The organism is Cellulomonas flavigena DSM 20109 (assembly GCF_000092865.1).
GTDB classification, from domain to species: Bacteria; Actinomycetota; Actinomycetes; order Actinomycetales; family Cellulomonadaceae; genus Cellulomonas; species Cellulomonas flavigena.
Genome location: NC_014151.1, coordinates 2,861,556 through 2,879,551, shown reverse-complemented (window position 1 = coordinate 2,879,551; position 17,996 = coordinate 2,861,556). Strand labels below are relative to the sequence as shown.

Genomic DNA, 17,996 nt, shown 5'->3' with positions numbered 1-17,996 from the left:
ATCCCCACTATCATCCGCTGGTCCGGTCACCCCGAGGTCATACCTTCCGCGGGATGTCCGAAACGTCCCGTACCGTACGATTTCCGCGGGGCGCGAAACCTCGCGGTCCGCCGCCCACGGCACTCAGGAGAGCACGGTATCCATGCAGCGCATCGTCGTCTCGGCGCTCGTGCCGCCCACCCCGCACGCACGCGAGCTCGCTGCGGGCGACGACCTGCTCGTCGCGGCCCCGGACGACCTGCCCGGCCTGCTCGACGAGCTCGGAGGACGTGCAGCGCACGTCCTCCTTCTGGGTGAAAGCCGCCACGAGTCCCTCGTCCGGCGGCAGGCCGCCCTCGCGTGCGACGCCGGGTACCCCGTCGCCTGGCGGACCTCGCACCACGGCCCGGTCGCGCTGCTGCTCGTGGCTGCGCAGGTCGCGGCGGCGGGCGTCGACGCCGGGATCGCCGTCGTCCTCGCGGACCGTCTGCTGGAGCAGACGTGGAGCGGGGCGTGGACGCCGAGCGTGGCGCGGCTCGAGCACCCGCAGGTGGCCGTGGGGCAGCACCTGCGGTCGTGGCTCCCGGGCGGGGCCGGCTACGTCGTGACGTTCTCCGGCCCGCTGCCCGAGGTCCGGGCCGTGGGACGCGCCGCGGCAGCCGAGCCGGTGCTCCCGCGCGGCGAGGTCTACGGCGCCGGCGTGGACCGGCTGCCCGACGTGGCGCGCCGGGACGTGCTCACCACCGCCGGCGCGACCGGGACGGTCGACCTGCCGGCGCTCGCGCTGGACACCCGAGGGCGCGTGGGCTCCGACAGCGCCGTGGAGCTCGCCGCCCTGCCGGTGGAGCAGCGGATGGAGCTGCCGCCGGCCCACGGCCGGTGCGGCGGTTGCGACGCCCTCCTCTTCCTGCCGACCTGCCCGTTCTGCCACGTGCGGCCCGCCGCCGTCGATCCCCGAGGAGCTCTCTCGTGAATCCCCGCCAGCGCCGCGGTGTGCTGTTCGTCCTGCTGTCGGTCGTGTTCGCCGTCGTCGTGTTCTTCGTGATCGCGTCGTACGTCGGCAACGTCGCCAGCCAGGTCGGCTCGCTGCGCACGGTCTACCGGCTGGCCGACGACACGCCAGCGTTCGCCGAGCTCCAGGAGGGCGACCTCGTCGCCGACGAGGTCCCGGCGCGCTGGCTCTCGCCCAGCGCCGAGGTCACGCTCGACGAGCTCGTCGGGCGCAAGGTCGCCACGAACCTGCTCGCCGGCACGATGGTCACGTCGGACCTCCTGGTCCCGCCGTCCGACCTCAGCACCACCGAGCGCGAGATCGCGATCTCGGTGAACCAGGTGACGGGCGTCGCCGACCGGGTCCGTCCCGGCGACCGCGTCGACATCTACGCGGTGTTCGCCGACGTGCCGGGCCTGGCCAAGCAGGTCCGGGTGCTCGTCCGCGACGTGCGCGTCGTCTCGGTCCGCGGCAGCCAGGTGGTCCTCGACGAGTCCGCCGCGAGCGGCACGCAGTCGGTGGTCCCGGTGACGCTCGCGCTCGAGCCCGACGACGCGCTCGCGGTCACCTACGCCGCGGCGTTCGCCCAGGAGGTCCGGCTCGTCGGCCTGCCGGCCGGTCTGAGCGACCGCACCGGCGAGGAGGACGAGTTCGACGCCGAGAACCTCGGCGGCCAGGCCGTGCCCGAGGGGGTCGACAACTGATGGCTGCCCACGTCGTCATCGGCTGCGCCGACCAGTCGCTCGCCTACGAGCTGCGCGCGCAGCTCGCCGAGGCCGCCGAGGTCGAGGTGGTCGGCGTCGGTGAGACCACCACCGAGCTGACCAACCTCGTCCTCACGCGCGAGCCCGCACTCGTGCTGGTGCACGACGCGCTGGGCCCGGACCCCGTGCACCAGGTGATCCGGGACCTGTCGATCCGTCGCCCGGCCAGCGTGGTGGTCGTGCTCACCTCCGAGACCGACCCTGCGGCGCTGGCCGACGCCATGGACGCCGGCGCGCGCGGTGTGCTGGCCTACCCGCTGTCGTTCACCGACGTGCAGCAGCGCGTGCAGAACGCGCTCGAGTGGTCGCGGCACATGCAGGGCTTCGTGCAGTCCGTCTCCGACGGGACCACGAGCCGGGGGCGCGCTCTCGTCGTCGCGCTGTCCGGCACCAAGGGCGGCGTCGGCACGACGACGTTCGCCACGCACCTCGCGTGGGACGTGCGGCGCGAGCTGCCGTCCCTCAAGGTGCTCGTCATCGACCTCGACCTCGAGAAGGGCGACGTCACCTCGTTCATCGAGGCGCGGTACCGCACATCCGTCGCGGACCTGGCGAAGGTCGCGGACGACCTGTCCCTGCGCACCGTCGCGGACGCCGTGTTCGTGCACGAGTCCGGCCTGCACCTGCTGCTGCCGCCGGCCGACGTGCGCGAGACGGAGTACGTGACACCCGGTGCGATCCGGCAGATCGTCGCGCTCGTGCGCCAGCAGTACGACCTCGTCGTCGTCGACGTGGGCGCGCGCGTGACCCCGGTGCAGGCCGCCGTCGTCGAGATCGCGGACGAGGTGGTGTCCGTCGCCACCCCGGACCTGCTGAGCCTGCGGGCCCTGCGACGCAACGTCTCGGCGTGGGAGGGTCTGCAGGTCCGCCGGCCCGAGCACGTCTCGGTGCTCCTCAACCGTTCGAGCCGCGCGGACGAGGTGCAGCCCGACGTCGCCAAGCGGCTCTCGCCGTCGCCGATGCTCGACGTCGTCGTGCCCGAGATGGGCAAGAAGCTCGAGGCCTCGGCGAACTCCCGCAGCCCCGAGCTCGTCTCCGACGTCGGGTGGTGGCGCTCGGTGCGCGCGCTGGGTCGCGCGGTCGGCGTGGGACGTCTTCTCTCCGGGCCCGAGGCTCCGGCGCCCGAGAGCGCGCCGCGCTCCCGCGGCCGTCGCGCAGCCCCCTCGGGCGACGACGGCGGCATCTCGGTCGAGTTCCTCGGCGTGCTCCCGGCGCTCCTGCTCGTCTGCGTCGTCATGTGGCAGCTCGGCTGGGCGGGCCTGACGGCGGTGTGGACCGGCTACGCGGCGCAGCAGGCGGCCCGTTCCGTGGCGCTGCACGAGCCGCAGTGGCAGGTGCGCGACGCCGCGCGCGACGTCTTCCCGTCCGGGATGCAGTCCGGCGTCGACGTCCGGTTCGACGCCGCGCGACCCGACCTCGTCGAGGTCGAGGCCCGCGTGCCGCTCGTCGCACCCGGTGTCACCGATCTGCCGTGGTCCGTGACGATCCAGCGAGAGGTGGTGCGTGAGTCGTGAAGCGCCGTCGTGACGAGGGGTCGGCCTCCCTCGAGCTCGTGGGCCTCGTGCCCACCGTCGTCGCCCTCCTGGGGCTCATGCTCTACGCGGCGTCGTTCGTCTACACCGTGCACGCCGCCAACCAGGCGGTGCGCGACGGCGCGCGTGCCCTCAGCCTCGGTCAGCCCGCCGGGCCCGCGATCGACCGGTCGCTGCCCGGCGCTGTGGAGGTCGCCGCCGTGACGTACCCCTCGACGGGTGGGGTGCGTCTCGAGGTCCGCACGGTCGACGTGGGCTACCTGCCGCAGATGACCGTGACCCGGTACGCCGTGATGCCGCGGACGGTGCCGTGATGAGCGGGGGGTTCGGGGACTGGGGCGCGTCGCGCGCCGCGGACGTGGACGCCGCGCTGCCGCTGACGGGCCGCAACGAGCTCGACGAGGGGCTCGTCTCGACCTTCAAGGGCAAGCTCCTCGACGAGGTCGACCTGCACGAGCTCGGCAAGCTCGACGCCGCGCAGCGGCGCATCCGCCTCGAGCGCGTCGTCGCGCACCTGGTCTCCGCCGAGGGCGTCATCCTCACGACGCGCGAGCGCAACGCCCTCGTCCGGCGCGTCGTCGACGAGTCCATCGGCCTGGGCGTGCTCGAGCCGCTGCTCGCCGACGAGACCGTCTCCGAGATCATGATCAACGGCCCGTCGACCATCTACGTCGAGCGGTACGGCCAGGTCGAGCGCGTCCAGACGGCGTTCGCGTCCGAGGAGCAGCTGCTCCAGACGATCGACCGGATCGTGTCGACCGTGAACCGGCGCGTCGACGAGTCCAGCCCCATGGTCGACGCGCGCCTGCCCGCCGACGAGCGCATGCCGCGAGGCGCCCGCGTGCACGTGATCCTGCCGCCGCTCGTGCTCAACGGTCCGACCGTGACGATCCGACTCTTCCCCAAGTCGTACGGCCTCGAGGAGCTGCTCAACCGCGGCAGCCTCGACGCCCCGACGTCCGAGCTGCTCGCCGCGTGCGTGCGCGCGCGCATGAACATCATCGTCTCGGGCGGTACGTCGTCGGGGAAGACGACGATGCTGAACGCGCTGTCGGCGTTCATCCAGGGCCGCCAGCGCATCATCACGATCGAGGACGCGGCCGAGCTGTCGCTCTCCCAGGAGCACGTCGTGCGCCTGGAGACCCGCCCCGCGAACGTCGAGGGCCACGGTCAGGTCACCATCCGTGAGCTCGTCCGCAACGCCCTCAGAATGCGCCCCGACCGCATCATCGTCGGCGAGGTCCGCGGCGGTGAGGCCCTCGACATGCTGCAGGCGATGAACACCGGCCACGAGGGCTCGCTCGCCACCGTGCACGCCAACAGCACCGTCGACGCGCTCATCAGGCTCGAGACCCTCGCGTCGATGAGCGAGGTCGACGTCCCGTTCCACGCGCTGCGTGACCAGGTGAACAACGCCGTCGACATCGTCGTGCAGCTGCTGCGCGGCTCCGACGGGACGCGTCGCGTCACGGAGGTCGGCTGGGTCGCGTCGCGGCACCGGGAGGACTTCCGCGTCGAGCCGATCATGCGCTGGGACCCCGAGGTGCCGAACGGCTCGGGCCCGCCCGGGCGGTTCGTGCGGTACCCGATCCCGCGTCCGCTGGTCGACAGGCTCCGCATCGCGGGCGAGGCGATCGGCAAGCAGGCGACCCGTCCCCACGTGGTGCCGGGATCCGCAGCAGCGCAGGGCGCCGTCGCCGGCGCCGAGGAGGAGTCCGCATGATCGTCGTCGGGATCCTCGTCCTCGTGCTGCTCGCGTGCCTGACGCTCGTGATCGGCGTCGGCGACCTCGCGGCGGTGAGCTCCCGGCGACGGGCGCTCGTCGCGGGTGTCGACGACGACGCCGTCCCGCGCGGGGCGCGCTTCGCCGCGTGGGACCGCGACTTCCGCCGCACGCGGTGGGGCCGCTGGACCGAGGAGCAGCTGCTGCTCGCGGGCGAGGAGCGTTCGCCGCTCGCCGTCTCGCTCATCGCGGTCGGCGGTGGCGTGGCGGTCGCCTGGCTGCTGGCCGTCGGGCTCGCGCCGGTGTTCGGTCTGCTGGGCGTCGTGGCCGTCGTCGTCGGTCTGCGCTTCTACCTCTCGCGCGCGCAGCAGCGCCGCAACGAGGCGTTCATCGGCCAGATGCCGGAGCTCGCGCGTCTGCTCTCGAACGCGACGAGCGCGGGCCTGTCCATCGCGTCGGCGCTCGCTCTCGCCGCCAACGAGCTCGACGCCCCGGCCGGTCCCGAGATGGCCCGTGTCGCGTCGCGCATGCGGTTCGGCGAGGACCTCGACACCGCGATCGGGGAGCTCACCGCTCGTCTGCCCTCGCGGGAGGTCGCCGTGCTCGCGTCGACGCTGCTCGTCAGCGCGCGCAGCGGCGGCTCGCTCGTCACCGCGCTGCGCGACATCGCCGACACCCTGGAGGAGCGCAAGGAGATCCGCCGGGAGGTCCGCACCGTGCTCGCGCAGTCGACGTCCACGGGCTACCTCGTGATCGGCATGGGCTTCGCACTGCTCTTCCTCCTCAACATCATCCGTCCGGGGACGGTGGAGGCGATGACGGAGGACTGGCTCGGGCGGGGAGCGCTCGTCGTGGGGTCGTCGCTGTTCGTCGGCGGGTTCCTGCTGATCCGCAGGATGACGAGGTTCGACGGATGATCGGGCTGATCGCCGGGCTCGTCGCCGCGGCCTCCGTCGTGCTGTTCCTCGTCGGCTGGCGGGCCATGCGCGCCGACGCCCTCGACGGCCTGGCCGTCGAGGACCTCGCCCTGCTCCGCGACGAGCAGCGGCGGCGCGCGGAGGGGCAGTCGCCCCTGGAGCGGCTCGCGGCCCGTCAGGTGCCGTGGATCCGCCGCCGCCTGGGCCCGCGACGCATCGCCTCGATCCAGCGGCGCATCGACGAGGCCGGGCGGCCGGACGGGATGACGGTCGACGGGCTCCTGACCCGCATCGCGTGGTGGTGCCTGCTGTGCCTGCCGCTGATCCTCGTGCTGCTGCTGATCGGGGCCGTGCCGCTCGCGCTGCTCACGCTCGTGCTGCCGGTGATCATGCCGCTCGGGCGGGTCTCGGGGGCGCAGCGCCGTCGCCGCGAGCGCATGGACCGCGACCTGCCCGACTTCCTCGACGTCCTGGCGGTGACCGTCATGGCCGGGGTCAACTTCCGCGCGGCGCTGGCGCGCGTGTCGCAGCACTTCGAGGGGCCGCTGTCCGAGGAGATCGACCTCACGCTGCACCAGATCGCGAACGGCGCGTCGGTGCGCCAGGCGTTCCAGGACCTGCGGCGGCGCAGCGCGTCGGAGTCGGTGGGGCAGTTCGTCTCGGCGCTGCTGCAGTCCCAGGAGCTCGGTGCGCCGCTCGCCGAGTCGCTGCAGCGCATCGCGGAGGACATGCGCAAGGCGAGCGGGCAGCGGCAGCGGCAGGCCGCGGCGAAGGCGTCGCCGCGCGTCACGCTGGTGACGTCGATGGTGCTCGTCCCGGGTGCGCTGGTGTTCATCTTCGTCGGCATGTGGCTGGGCCTGGACGTCGACCTCGGCACGATCTTCGGGGACTCCTGATGCGGACCGAGGGGCGGGACTTCCTGCAGCGGGTGGTCGCGGCGGCGCTGCTCGTCCGGCTGGGGGCCATCGCCGTCGCGCTCGTGGGCCTGACGGGCCACGAGCTGCACGGGAACGTCCTCGTCTGCATCCTCGTGCTCTCGTTCACGAGCTTCGTGCAGCTCTACTCACCGGCCGTCGAGGCGTTCGTCGCGCGGCACCCGCTCACCGTGATCCTCGACATCCTCCTGGCACTGGGCACGGTGGCCGTCGTCGGGGTGGAGAGCCCCCTGGTCCTCGCGACGTTCTCGACCGCCCTCGTCGTCGGGCTCATCTTCGACCGGCGGGTCGCGGTCGCCGGCGCCGTCGTCCTGGTGGCCGGCTACGGGCTGGTCCTGGCCACCGACCCCCACACCACGTCCGGGTTCATGACGACGCTGGGTGTGCCGACCCTGTACGTCGCGCTCGTGGCCGTGGGCGGCGTCGTGCGCCAGGCCCACGAGCGGGACACCGTGGCGCACCAGCTGCTGGCCGAGACCAAGCGTGCCGCGGCGGCCGCCGACGAGCGCGCACGCCTCGCGCGCGAGATGCACGACTCCCTCGGCAAGACGCTGCACGGCGTCGCGCTCGCGGCGCAGACCCTGCCGTCGTGGGTGGACAGCGACCCCGACGCGGCCCGCGAGCACGCGCGCCTGCTCGCGGACGGTGCCCACCGGGCGGCGGCTGAGGCGCGGGGCCTGTTGACGCGGATGCGGGCGGACCAGCCCGACCGCCCCCTGGCCCAGGTCCTCGCGGAGCTGTGCGCCACCTGGCAGGGCGAGTGCGGGACCCCGTGCCACTTCCGTGCGGACCGGGCTGTCGACCTGTCGACCGCGGCGCGGTACGAGGTGCTCGCCGTCGTCGCCGAGGCGCTCGAGAACGTCCGCCGTCACGCGCGCGCGAGCACCGTGGGTGTCGTGCTGGCGGCGCTGCCCGACGGGCGCGTGCAGGTGGAGGTCCGGGACGACGGCGTGGGCTTCTCGCCCTCGCCGGACGGCGCGGGACCTCGCGGCCACTACGGCCTGGTCGGGATGCGGGAGCGTGCGCAGAGCGTCGGTGCCGAGCTGACGGTCGCGTCCGCCCCGGGGGAGGGGACGTCCGTGGTCATCGAGGTGGACCCCGAGAAGGAGGTCGAAGGTGTCGCATGAGCCGACGTCGCCCACGGCGGTGACGCTGTCGGATCGGGACCCGGACCGGGCGCCGGACCGCGTGAGCGTGGTCGTCGTCGACGACAACGCGGTCATCCGCATGGGTCTGCGCAGCATCGTGGACGCGTCGACGACGATGCGCTGGGTCGGGGAGGCCGCCGACGGCGTCGAGGCGGTCCAGGTCGTCCGCGAGAAGGTGCCCGACGTGGTGCTGCTCGACGTCCGGATGCCCCGACGGGACGGGGTGCAGGTGGCCTCCGAGGTGCGTGCCTGGTCCCGCGTCCTCATGCTGACGTACTCCGATGCGCCCGAGGTCGTGCGTGCGGCGCTCGACGCGGGGGCGAACGGGTACCTCGTGCACGGGCAGTTCACCGGCCCCGACCTCGAACGGGCCGTGCTCGCGGTGGCCTCGGGGGCGATGCTCCTGTCGGCTCCCGCCGCGGAGGCGCTGCGCAGGGTGCCGACGGCGGCCCCGCCGGGCCCGCGGTCGGACCTGGGGCTGTCGGAGCGACAGCAGGAGATCATGGAGCTCGTGGCGGCGGGTCGCACGAACGGGGCGATCGCGCAGGAGCTCTACCTGTCCGAGAAGACCGTGAAGAACCACGTCAACCACATCTTCGCGCGCCTCGGGGTCGCGACCCGCGCCGAGGCCGTGTCGGTCTGGCTGCACAGGCCGTGAGCCCCATGCCGGGACGGGCCGATGTTGGGTCCGAGGATGGGCCCCCGGGCCCGTCGGGACCGGTACGTCCCTCCGTAACGTTCTTCCTGTCAGCACGGCCCGCCCCGGCGGGCGCCGGAACCGCCGGACCACCCGGCCAGCGAAGGAGTTCACCATGACCCGCATGCTCGTCAACGCCAAGGTCCGCGCCATCAAGGCGCGTGAGGCCCTGCAGGCCCGTGCCGCCGGTGACGCCGGTCAGGGCACCCTGGAGTACCTCGGCATCGTCATCATCGCCGTCATCCTCGTCGGCGCCATCGTCTACGCCGTCGGCGAGTTCGACCTCGACGGCAAGATCGCCAAGGAGTTCGAGAGCATCGGCGAGCCGAACGCCGGCTGATCGACGTCGTGGCGCAGGGCGCGCGCCCCGGGGTGACCCCGGGGCGCGCGCCCGTGCGTCCCGACCCTTGCCGTCCTGTCCACCGAGCAGAGGAGTGCGCGTGAGCGACCACGTCCGACGTCGAGTTCCTCGCCGCGGGGACGACCGCGGCGGAGCCGCGGCGTTCCTGCTCGCCGCCGTCGTGATCGCGATGGCCGCGCTGCTGCTCGTCGGCGTCGAGCCGTTGCTGCGGGCGACCGAGGAGAAGGGGCGGGCGCAGACCGCAGCAGACGCCGCCGCGCTGGCGGGCGCCGTGGGCGCGCGTGACGCCGCGGTCGCGGAGCTGGCCGGCCTGACGTGGGCGTTCCGGCCCGCCGCCCTGACCGGCACGTCGGTGACGTGGCGGCTGTCGGCGGCGACCGCCGGCGGCGCAGGCGTCACGTCCGCCTCCCAGTACGCGGACCGCAACGGTGCCGCGGTCGAGGAGTACCTGCACTCGGCGACTCGGGACCGGGTGCGTACGACCGTGCGGCTCACCGAGGCCCCCGGCCCGGAGGGCGTGGTGATGCGGGCGGCCGCGGAGGCGCGCACCGGCGTCGAGCTGAGCTCGTGCGAGGCGTCCGCCGGCCGCGAGGTCGTCGGGTGGACGACGCCGCCCCCGCCCACGACGCCCCCGCCGCCGCCGCCCGGGCCCACGCCGACGCCGACCCCCACCCCGACGCCGACACCGACACCGACGTTCGTGCCGCAGCCGATCTACGGGCCCTGGGAGTTCCGCTTCCGCTGCACGGGTGCCGACGGTTTCAGCGTGACCGCGTCGAACGTCGCGCTGCTGGTCGCGCGGGCCGGTGACGAGTTCGACGCTCTGCGACCGCGTCTGGTTTCATGAGCGTCCCCACGACACGAGGAGGCAGCGTGCGGCTGCGACGATCTGGAGCGGCGCTGGCGGCGCTGACTCTCCTGGGGCTCGGCGCGGGCAGCGCGGCGGCGGGGACGACGGGTGACGACGTCGAGCTCGGCGTGGCGACCGTCGAGGCGCAGGAGGTCCCGGTGCACGCGTTCTTCGCCTACAACGCGCGCCAGGACGACACCAAGGCCGAGGTGCGCGGTGTCGTGCACGGGGTGCGGCGCGTCGAGGGCGGGACCGCGCTGTACTACTCCATCGGCTCGCCGGGACCGGACTCCGTGCGGGGGGCCGGGATGTTCCTCCAGGCGAAGGACCACGACGACATCCCCTACGCGTGGGACGTCAAGCTCGTGGACGCCACGAACCTGCGGGCCTACCGGCCGCTGCGCACGTCCGAGGGCCTCGCCACGTCGGTGAGCTCGGACCTGACGTCCGAGGGTGACCTCCACGTCGCCTTCGCCGTGTTCCCCGAGCTGCCCGACGACGTGACCGAGGTGCAGGTCGTCCTGGCGAACGGCACCAGCGCCGGTGCGGTGCCGGTCGAGGACGGCGCGCTCGAGCCCGTCGCGGACGAACCCGCACCACGGCCGGGCCAGGGCTGGCCCGCACTGCCCGACCCCGAGCTGCTCGCCACGGCCGACCCGGAGGAGCGCACCTTCGTGCTGACCCGTCGATCGAGCGACCTCGCCGGGGACGTGCAGGTCGAGGAGAGCCCCGAGCAGGTCGGGATCGTGCTCGACGCGAGCGTCCTGTTCGCGTTCGACTCCGCCGAGCTCGCGCCCGAGGCCCAGAGCAGGCTCGCGGAGGTCGCGGCGGACATCGCGGCCCGCGGGACCGGCGAGGTCGTCGTCACCGGGTACACCGACAGCGACGGCGACCGGTCGTACAACCAGACCCTGTCGGAGCAGCGCGCGCAGTCGGTCGTCGCCGCGCTGCAGCCGGCAGCGGGCGGGGCCGTCACGTTCTCGGCGGTCGGCGAGGGCGAGAGCGACCCCGTGGCGTCCAACGACACCGACGAGGGCAAGCAGGCCAACCGTCGCGTCACGATCGTCTACTCGGTGGAGGGTGACCGGTGAAGCGTCCCCTGGTGGCCGTCGCCGCCGCAGTCGTCCTCCTCCTGGGCGGTGGCATCGCGTTCGTCGCGTGCCAGGGTCCCGACGAGCCCGGCCCCGCGCCGACGTCGAGCAGCTCCGCCGGTCCGGACGACGACGGCGCCGGCGAGGGCTGGACGACCGAGGGGTTCGAGGCCGCCGTGCTCGAGGGGGACGTCGGCACGTCGGAGGTCCTGGCGTCCGTGGAGGGTGAGCTCAGCGACCCGCCGGACGTCATCCCGGTCCGGGTGGACGTGACGCAGGTCCTGGCCGACGAGAGCAGCACGCTCGTGCGCTTCACGCTCGCGCATCTCGGCGACGAGCCCTCGCGGCTGGGCCCCGTCTTCAGCACCACCTCCGTGCTGTCCCGGGAGATGCGCGACGTCGCGCTCATCGACCCCACGTCGGAGCAGCGGTACCTGCCGTACATCGGGGTCCGTGTCACGGACGAGAAGTCCTCGTTCTGCGTGTGCTCGGGCCAGCCGCGGACGTTCTCGTCGGCAGGGGCGTACCTCACGGCCACGTTCCCGCCGCTCGACCCGTCGACGCAGACCGTCACCTTCGAGGTCCCCTGGCTGCCGCTCATCGAGGACGTCCCGGTCGAGCGCCGGTGACCGCAGGCGCGGTGCGCCCGGGGGCCGACGCTCAGGGGACGGGCCCGCGGGCCCATGCCGGGGTCGCGGACGGGCCCGTGACCGAGCCAGCGGACCCATCGCTTCGTCCGTCGGCCCGGTTAGCGTCCCGGTGACGACGAGGAGAGTGCACATGAGGTGGATCTGGCGCACCCCTGCGCACCGGGACCGCGGGATCGGGTCGGCGGAGCTGCTGGGGATCGTGGGCGTGGCGGTGCTGCTCGTGGCCGGCGTGGTCGTCGGCGTGCGGGCGTACGGGCCCGAGCTCCAGGAGGCGTTCTGCCGGCTCACGGCCGTGGTCGAGGGCGGCTCGGACGCCGGGTGCGGCACGCAGGCGCCGCCGACCGCCGAGGAGCCGACGGACGACGACTTCCGCCCGCCCGTGTGCATGCTCCACGAGGAGAGCGAGAAGTACTCCAGCGAGGTGAAGGTCTGGTTCTTCACCTTCGGTCAGGAGTCCGGGTTCGTCGTGCAGGAGTTCGCCGACGGTTCGGTGCGCGTCACCGTGACCGACGGCGCCGGGATCGGTGCGTCGGGTGCCATCACGTCCAACACCTTCGACGCCGGCAAGCTCGGCGACGGCGACAACGCGGGCGTGGAGGTCGACCTCGGCGGCGGCGTGAAGTTCTCCTACGGCGACACCTGGGAGTTCGACTCCCAGGAGCAGTGGCAGGAGATGAAGGGAGCCCTGGACGACTACCTCGTCCAGGAGGCGATCATCCGCAACAACCCGGAGGGCGGGGTGTTCGCCGCGAAGGCGATGGGCTGGAAGGACCCGCCGAAGGACCCGAAGGTCGGCTTCTCGCGCGTCGAGCTCGAGGTCGGCCTCGAGGCGGGTCTCGGCCTGAGGGACCCCACCGGCACCCTCGACGAGAACGGCGACCCCGAGTTCTTCGACCCGAACGTCGGCATCGGCCTGTCCGCGTCGGCGGGTACCGCCGTCGTCATCGAGACCGACTACGAGACGGGTGAGCGCAGCTACACCTACGAGCTCACGGGTCAGGGATCCGTCGAGGGCAACGTCGTCGTGGGGTCGGTCGAGGCGCAGGGGATGACGCAGGGAGCCTTCACGGTGACGCGGGACAAGGACGGCAAGGTGACCGAGCTGGTGTTCAACTCGGTCCGCGAGGGCGGTGTCTCGGGCAGCCTCGGCAACGACTCGTTCGACGTCGGTGGCGGCGCGGGCAGGGAGGACTCGACCTCGACGGTCACGACCACGCGGCTGACCGTCGACGCGTCGAACCGGGCCCAGGTCGACCAGTGGCTCTCCGAGCGGAACGACTACGGTGTGGCGTTGGCGCTGCCGTTCTCGGCGATGGTCCCCGACCGTCCGTCCGACGACCCCTTCCTGCAGCACCTGTACGAGAACGCCACCACGAGCGTCATCCAGTACCACAACATCCGCGACAAGTGGGAGTTCGAGGCAGCCGTGAAGAAGGGCTGGGAGTTCGGCTTCAGCATCAGCGGCGAGGAGGCGACGGCGGACGCCGTGACCTCCGACTTCCTGGGCGCCCCCGGTCGCGACGGTGTGCGCCCGATGATCCCTGACACGGAGTGCGTCTCGTGACCGGCGCCCGCCCGGCGTCGCCGGCGGTCCGCGTGCTCGACCTGCTGCTGTGCTGGACCGGCGGTCTCGTCGGTTACCTCGTGGGGGAGTACGGCGCGGGCGCGGTGCTCGCCGCCACGATCGGGGACGGCGGTGTCGCGGCCGTCCCCTCGTGGACCTGGCTGCCGTGGCTCGCCGGGCCCGTGCTGTGCGGTCTGCTGGCCGGGTCCGTGCTGGCGCTGCTGCGCGTGCGCACCCCTTGGTGGACCTGGTTGCTCGCGGGCGGCTTCGTGCCGCTCGCGGCCTCCCCCGTCACCGGCCTCGTCACGGCGGGCGCCGTGGACCTCGGCGACCTGGCGCTCGCCGTCGCCGTGCAGGTGCTCGTGGCGTGCGTCGCGGCCGCGGCGGTCGGGGCGGTCGCCCGCGTCGTCGGCCGCCGTGCGCCCGCGCCGAGGCCCGCCCCGCCCGCGTCGTACTCGTCCTGACCGTCCACCCGATCGCGAGGTCCGCCATGTCGTCCCGTCGTTCGCACCGTGCCCTGCCCGCTCTCGTCGCGCTCGCCCTCGCCGCCGGGTGCTCGGGCGGCTCCACGCCGGAGGGCTGGGTCGAGGTCGCGGACCAGGGGATGCGGTTCGACGTGCCGCAGGACTGGGTCGAGACCGGCGAGCTCAACGAGCGCTGGACGCGGGCCTGGCAGGACGTCGAGGGCGATGCGGCGCAGGTGCAGCTCGCTGCCGCCCCCGACGTGGGCTTCTACGACGCGCTCGCCGCGCAGGGTGTCCTGATGTCGTCCGCGCAGATCGGCGGGCTGCCCGGGTACTCGGTCGTGAAGAACCACGACGAGGAGGAGCTCGGGCGCAGCTGGCGCGAGCTCACGCGCCTCGACTTCACGTACGAGCCCGAGGACGGCGTGCAGTACGAGGGCGTGCTGTGGACGGCGTCGCTCGACCGCCAGCACCCCGCGGTCGCACTCCAGGTCACCGGTGCCGAGCTCGATCCCGACGTCGTCGCGCACCTGCAGGAGAGCCTCGAGGTCGTCGCCACCGACGACCAGGGCTGAGCCTCACCCACGAGCGACGGCGCCCACGAGCGCCCGCGTCACCGCACGTCGTAGGTCGCGCTCTCGCGGGTCCCCGCGGGTGCGCTCACCACGAGCAGCGCGGCGCCACCGACCACGAGCCACAGCACGAGGTCGAGCAGGCGCGTCGTCGTGCCCGGCGCGGTGACGAGCTCCGCGGCGTACCCACGTCCCGCCCACGCGGCGGGGTACAACGCGTACCCGAGGGCGAGGCCGAGGCCGCAGCCCAGCCGGATCTGGCCGCGCGTGGCGCGCAGCAGCCACGGCCGGACCGTCCACCAGGGGACGACGACGAGCACGGCGGTCACGAGGAGGGTGCGCAGCGCCGGCGCTGCTCCCAGGTCCGTGGTCTGCTGCGCCGCCAGGGTCGCGAGGAACGCGCCGAGCTGGGCGGTGACCGCGGTCAGTACGGCCACCTGGGCGAGGAGTGCAGGGCGCATGGGACGGCGTCTCTCGTGTCGGGTGCGACGGGGCCTGTCCTGGCGCCCCGCGGGACCCCAGGCACGCTAGGCGGCGGACGGGCTCGCCCGATGGGTCCGCGAGCCCATGACGGGTGCCCACGGGGGCCCAGGAGCCCACCGCCCTGGTGGTGACGCGGTGGCGGCGGCCGCGCCCGGGCCGGACTGGGCCCGGGCATGAGCCTGTGGGCCCTGGGCAGCGTGCGTGCGGGTCCCTAGTGTGACCGTCGACGCACGAGGGCATGCCTGCGGGGTGCCGCCGCGCAGGTCGATCCCGGGCCCCGGGTGTCGAGGTCGGCGGTACGCCGGCAGGAACGGGAGGACGGACGGGTGGCTCTGCTGGTGCTGGCGGTGCCGTCGCTGGTGCTGGGGCTCGTGCTCGTCGTCAGTGGTGTCGCCCTGGTGCGACGTGCCTCGCGGACTCCGCACGAGCGGATCGCGGTCGAGGCGGTGGTCGTGGGGCGCACGTTCATGGTGGAGCCCTCGCGGATCACCGTCGACCACCCGGTACCCGGCGGGTGGCGTCGCGCGACGCTCGTCGAAGGGCTCCCGACGATGAGTGCGACCGGCCGGGTCGCTCAGCCGGGCGACCGGGTCGTCGTGTGGGTCGACCCGCGACGACCGCAGGACGTGCGGCTCTCGCCGGCGTACGACTCGGGCAGCCTGCTCGGGATCTGGCTGGTCGCCATCGGTGTCATGGCGGGGCTGTTCGGCCTCGTGATGGTGGTCGCGTGACCGGGGTCGGTGCAGCACGCGGGCGCGGCGGGTGCCCACGGAGAGGAGACGGGTGATGTCGAGGGTCGCGTTCGTCCCGGCGGTGGCCGGGGCCGGGGTCGCCGCCGTCGGCTACCTCCTGGTGACCGCGGTGGCGCTGCCGGCAGTGGCGTCGGGGCTGCTGCAGGTGCCGATCGTGGTGGCCGAGATCGCCGTGCTCGTCGCGACGTGCGCACCACTGCTTCTCGGTGGCGCCGTCTCGGCGGCCACCCTCCGCCGCCGCCGCGCGACGTCCGGGCGGTCGGACGCCCTGGTGACGGCCCTCGCGGGCGGCGTGGCTGCCGCCGTCGTCGTCTCGATGCTGGGTGCCGCCGCGAGCGCGGCCACGGGGCGTGCACCCGCGCTCGTGCCCGTCGTCGTCACGCTCCTCGTGTCGTGCACCGCCGCCGCCCTGGGTGCGCTGCTCGTCCCGCACCGCGGGGACGCGCACGTCCTGGCGGTGCGGAACCGCTCGCGGGGTGACGCCGGTCAGGGCAGCCTGGAGGCGCTGGGTGTCACCGCGGTCGCCGGGATCCTCGTCCTGGCGCTCGTGGTCGCCCTCGGCCCCGGCGGGCGCCTGCTCGGCGACGAGCTGCGCGTCCACCTGTGCCGGCTCGTCACGCTCGGGCAGGGCGCCTGCGGCTCGACGTCCGGGCCGACCGCCGAGAAGTCGGAGCCCACGCGCGCCTGCACCCTCGAGGACCTGCGGGACAACCGCACGACCGCGGTCAGCGTGACGTACGCCCAGAGCGAGACCGGCGACCTCATCCGCATCGAGCGGCTCCCGGGGGACCAGTACCGGGTGTCCCGCCAGGGGACCGCGATGTACGGGCTGCAGGACGGGTTCGGCGGGGGCGTGTCCTGGACCGTCGACGGGAAGACCTACGGGCTCGAGGCGCAGGCGGCGGGCGCCGGGACGGCGGGGGCAGGGTTCGGTGCCACCTGGGTCGTCGACGGTGCGGAGAAGGACGCCCTCGTCGACCACCTGAAGTCCGAGCGGGACTGGAACACGCTCGCGAGCTCGCTGGAGTCGGTCGGCGCATCGCGAGGTGTCTCGCTGCGCCCGCTGGTCGAGGCGGGTCACGCGCTCTACAACTGGGCGACCGACGCGTACCAGCCGCCCCCGCCGGACGAGACCTTCACGCACGTCGGTGTCCACGCGAGCGGGTCGGCCTCGGCGGCGGCCGTCGCGGCGTCGGCGTCCGGGAAGGTCGACCGGACGAACTTCGTCGGGGTGCGGGAGGACGTCGCGACCGGACGGACGACGCTGTACTACACGGCGAGCGTCGACGGGTCGCTCGGCGGGCAGGTCGTGGCCCCGACGAACGAGGCGTCGGCCTCGAGCAAGGGCGAGCTGATCATCGGCGTCAGCTACGACAGCGAGGGGAACATGCTCGACATCCACGCGCAGGGGGTCTCGACGTGGCAGAACGGCACCAAGGTGACGTCGTTGTTCGCTGAGCCGGGCACACCACCGCGCGTCGACGGGGACTCCGACGGGGTCCTGTACGAGGCGAGGCTGTCCATCACCGACGCCGAGTCCGCGCGCATCGCCACCGGCTTCCTCGTGGCCTCCGGCGTGGTGTCGAAGGACCCACGGGTGCAGTGGCACGGCGCCGAGCTCGCAGCGCGGACGTTCATGGACGCCGCCCGGCAACGCGGCGAGTTCACGCGGCAGCGGGCGCAGCTGGACGGGAGCACGTCCTCGGCCGGCCAGATCGGGCTGCAGGTGGCCGGGATCGGGCTGGGCGGTGCGTTCGAGAACAGCACCACGACCATCTCCACCAGTGACCCGGAGTACTGGAACGGACGCTCGTGGGCACCGTGGACGGGCTGTGCGGCGTGACGGGTAGGGTTTCCGGGTCACGCCGGCCCGGTGGTGGTCGGCTCAACGAGGAGGTGCCCGCCGTGAGGCGTCGGTCGCTCGTCCCGCTCACCTGCGGGGTGATGGCTCTGCTCGCCGCGTGCGGCGCGTCGTCCGAGGAGCCTGCCCAGCCCACGGCGTCCGGCGGGGCCCACGCCCCGACGGAGGCCTCCGACGTCGCACCGATCACACCCGAAGGTCGTCGTGTCGAGCTCGGTGACGTCGGCAGCGTGGTGGTGCCCGCCACGGCGACGGTCGAGCAGCGGCAGACCGGGACGCCTGCGGAGCAGCTCGTCGTCGTCTTCGACGACCCCGCACGGTCCGCGGTCGAGATCACGTGGGCGACGGAGGACCCGGCCGACGTCGACGAGGCATCGTGGGCGATGGAGCAGGCGGCCCGCGTGAACCCTGCGATCTCGGACTACGAGCGGACGCGCGTCACGTGGCCGGGCTCGCCGGTGTCGGTGCTGGCCACGTGGACCGAGGAGATGCCCGGGGACACCGGCGCGCAGGTCGAGGGGATCCGCCTGGCGGTGAAGGACGAGCAGGACAGGAGCGTCGCCCTCGTCGGGTTCGCCCCCACGCTCGCCGGGTCGGACGCCGAGTCGGTCGTGCTGAGTCTCCAGCTCGGCTGACCAGGTACCGGGGTGGGCGGCGCACCC

At 73.7% G+C, this 17,996-nt stretch carries 20 protein-coding genes; 19 read left to right on the top strand and 1 reads right to left on the bottom strand.

What is annotated here, in order from left to right; translation table 11 throughout:
- Positions 1 to 142 precede the first annotated feature (142 nt).
- The 16 genes from CFLA_RS12985 (at position 143) to CFLA_RS12910 (ending at position 14,241) form a co-directional block, all read left to right on the top strand.
- Positions 143 to 952 (top strand): hypothetical protein, encoded by an 810-nt coding sequence (locus CFLA_RS12985; RefSeq protein WP_013117792.1) that lies wholly within the window; start codon positions 143 to 145, stop codon positions 950 to 952.
- Positions 949 to 1,674 carry a Flp pilus assembly protein CpaB gene (gene cpaB, locus CFLA_RS12980; RefSeq protein ID WP_013117791.1) on the top strand — a complete coding sequence of 242 codons (726 nt, stop codon included), beginning with the start codon at positions 949 to 951 and terminating at the stop codon, positions 1,672 to 1,674. Before CFLA_RS12985 ends, cpaB begins: the two co-directional genes overlap by 4 nt.
- The gene (locus tag CFLA_RS12975) at positions 1,674 to 3,248 is read left to right on the top strand and encodes an AAA family ATPase (protein WP_013117790.1); all 1,575 of its coding nucleotides are present in this window, start codon (positions 1,674 to 1,676) and stop codon (positions 3,246 to 3,248) included. The genes cpaB and CFLA_RS12975 overlap by 1 nt, the downstream gene beginning before the upstream one ends.
- Positions 3,245 to 3,580, top strand: a complete 336-nt coding sequence (locus tag CFLA_RS12970; protein WP_013117789.1) for a TadE/TadG family type IV pilus assembly protein — start codon at positions 3,245 to 3,247, stop codon at positions 3,578 to 3,580. Before CFLA_RS12975 ends, CFLA_RS12970 begins: the two co-directional genes overlap by 4 nt.
- Positions 3,580 to 4,989, top strand: coding sequence for a TadA family conjugal transfer-associated ATPase (locus CFLA_RS12965; RefSeq protein WP_013117788.1), 1,410 nt, complete (start codon positions 3,580 to 3,582; stop codon positions 4,987 to 4,989). Before CFLA_RS12970 ends, CFLA_RS12965 begins: the two co-directional genes overlap by 1 nt.
- A complete protein-coding gene (locus CFLA_RS12960; protein ID WP_013117787.1) occupies positions 4,986 to 5,906 on the top strand; it encodes a type II secretion system F family protein in 921 nt (306 codons plus the stop codon). Before CFLA_RS12965 ends, CFLA_RS12960 begins: the two co-directional genes overlap by 4 nt.
- Positions 5,903 to 6,802 carry a type II secretion system F family protein gene (locus CFLA_RS12955; protein ID WP_013117786.1) on the top strand — a complete coding sequence of 300 codons (900 nt, stop codon included), beginning with the start codon at positions 5,903 to 5,905 and terminating at the stop codon, positions 6,800 to 6,802. The genes CFLA_RS12960 and CFLA_RS12955 overlap by 4 nt, the downstream gene beginning before the upstream one ends.
- Complete coding sequence (locus CFLA_RS19110) at positions 6,802 to 7,968, top strand: sensor histidine kinase (protein WP_013117785.1); 1,167 nt, start codon at positions 6,802 to 6,804, stop codon at positions 7,966 to 7,968. Before CFLA_RS12955 ends, CFLA_RS19110 begins: the two co-directional genes overlap by 1 nt.
- A complete protein-coding gene (locus tag CFLA_RS12945; protein ID WP_013117784.1) occupies positions 7,958 to 8,647 on the top strand; it encodes a response regulator in 690 nt (229 codons plus the stop codon). Before CFLA_RS19110 ends, CFLA_RS12945 begins: the two co-directional genes overlap by 11 nt.
- A 154-nt stretch (positions 8,648 to 8,801) precedes the next feature.
- Positions 8,802 to 9,026: a hypothetical protein gene (locus CFLA_RS12940; RefSeq protein WP_013117783.1), complete on the top strand. Its 225-nt coding sequence runs from the start codon at positions 8,802 to 8,804 to the stop codon at positions 9,024 to 9,026.
- A gap of 100 nt (positions 9,027 to 9,126) precedes the next feature.
- Entirely contained in the window at positions 9,127 to 9,894 is a 768-nt protein-coding gene (locus CFLA_RS12935; RefSeq protein ID WP_013117782.1) for a pilus assembly protein TadG-related protein, read from the top strand.
- A gap of 26 nt (positions 9,895 to 9,920) precedes the next feature.
- Complete coding sequence (locus tag CFLA_RS19105) at positions 9,921 to 10,988, top strand: OmpA family protein (protein ID WP_013117781.1); 1,068 nt, start codon at positions 9,921 to 9,923, stop codon at positions 10,986 to 10,988.
- Positions 10,985 to 11,617, top strand: a complete 633-nt coding sequence (locus CFLA_RS12925) for a hypothetical protein (protein ID WP_013117780.1) — start codon at positions 10,985 to 10,987, stop codon at positions 11,615 to 11,617. Before CFLA_RS19105 ends, CFLA_RS12925 begins: the two co-directional genes overlap by 4 nt.
- Before the next feature lie 151 nt (positions 11,618 to 11,768).
- A complete protein-coding gene (locus CFLA_RS12920; RefSeq protein ID WP_013117779.1) occupies positions 11,769 to 13,202 on the top strand; it encodes a hypothetical protein in 1,434 nt (477 codons plus the stop codon).
- Positions 13,199 to 13,666, top strand: a complete 468-nt coding sequence (locus CFLA_RS12915; protein ID WP_013117778.1) for a hypothetical protein — start codon at positions 13,199 to 13,201, stop codon at positions 13,664 to 13,666. The genes CFLA_RS12920 and CFLA_RS12915 overlap by 4 nt, the downstream gene beginning before the upstream one ends.
- 26 nt (positions 13,667 to 13,692) lie before the next feature.
- Complete coding sequence (locus tag CFLA_RS12910; protein WP_013117777.1) at positions 13,693 to 14,241, top strand: hypothetical protein; 549 nt, start codon at positions 13,693 to 13,695, stop codon at positions 14,239 to 14,241.
- A 38-nt stretch (positions 14,242 to 14,279) separates the two neighbouring features.
- Here the strand turns inward: CFLA_RS12910 and CFLA_RS12905 are convergent, their stop codons facing one another.
- Complete coding sequence (locus CFLA_RS12905) at positions 14,280 to 14,699, bottom strand: hypothetical protein (RefSeq protein ID WP_013117776.1); 420 nt, start codon at positions 14,697 to 14,699, stop codon at positions 14,280 to 14,282.
- A gap of 348 nt (positions 14,700 to 15,047) precedes the next feature.
- Between CFLA_RS12905 and CFLA_RS12900 the strand changes: the two genes are divergently transcribed.
- The 3 genes from CFLA_RS12900 to CFLA_RS12890 all read left to right on the top strand — a co-directional run bounded on the left by CFLA_RS12900 (position 15,048) and on the right by CFLA_RS12890 (position 17,969).
- Positions 15,048 to 15,452 carry a DUF3592 domain-containing protein gene (locus CFLA_RS12900; RefSeq protein WP_013117775.1) on the top strand — a complete coding sequence of 135 codons (405 nt, stop codon included), beginning with the start codon at positions 15,048 to 15,050 and terminating at the stop codon, positions 15,450 to 15,452.
- 55 nt (positions 15,453 to 15,507) lie between these two features.
- Positions 15,508 to 17,316, top strand: coding sequence for a hypothetical protein (locus CFLA_RS12895; RefSeq protein WP_013117774.1), 1,809 nt, complete (start codon positions 15,508 to 15,510; stop codon positions 17,314 to 17,316).
- Between the two features lie 62 nt (positions 17,317 to 17,378).
- Positions 17,379 to 17,969 carry a hypothetical protein gene (locus CFLA_RS12890; RefSeq protein WP_013117773.1) on the top strand — a complete coding sequence of 197 codons (591 nt, stop codon included), beginning with the start codon at positions 17,379 to 17,381 and terminating at the stop codon, positions 17,967 to 17,969.
- Positions 17,970 to 17,996: the final 27 nt, after the last annotated feature.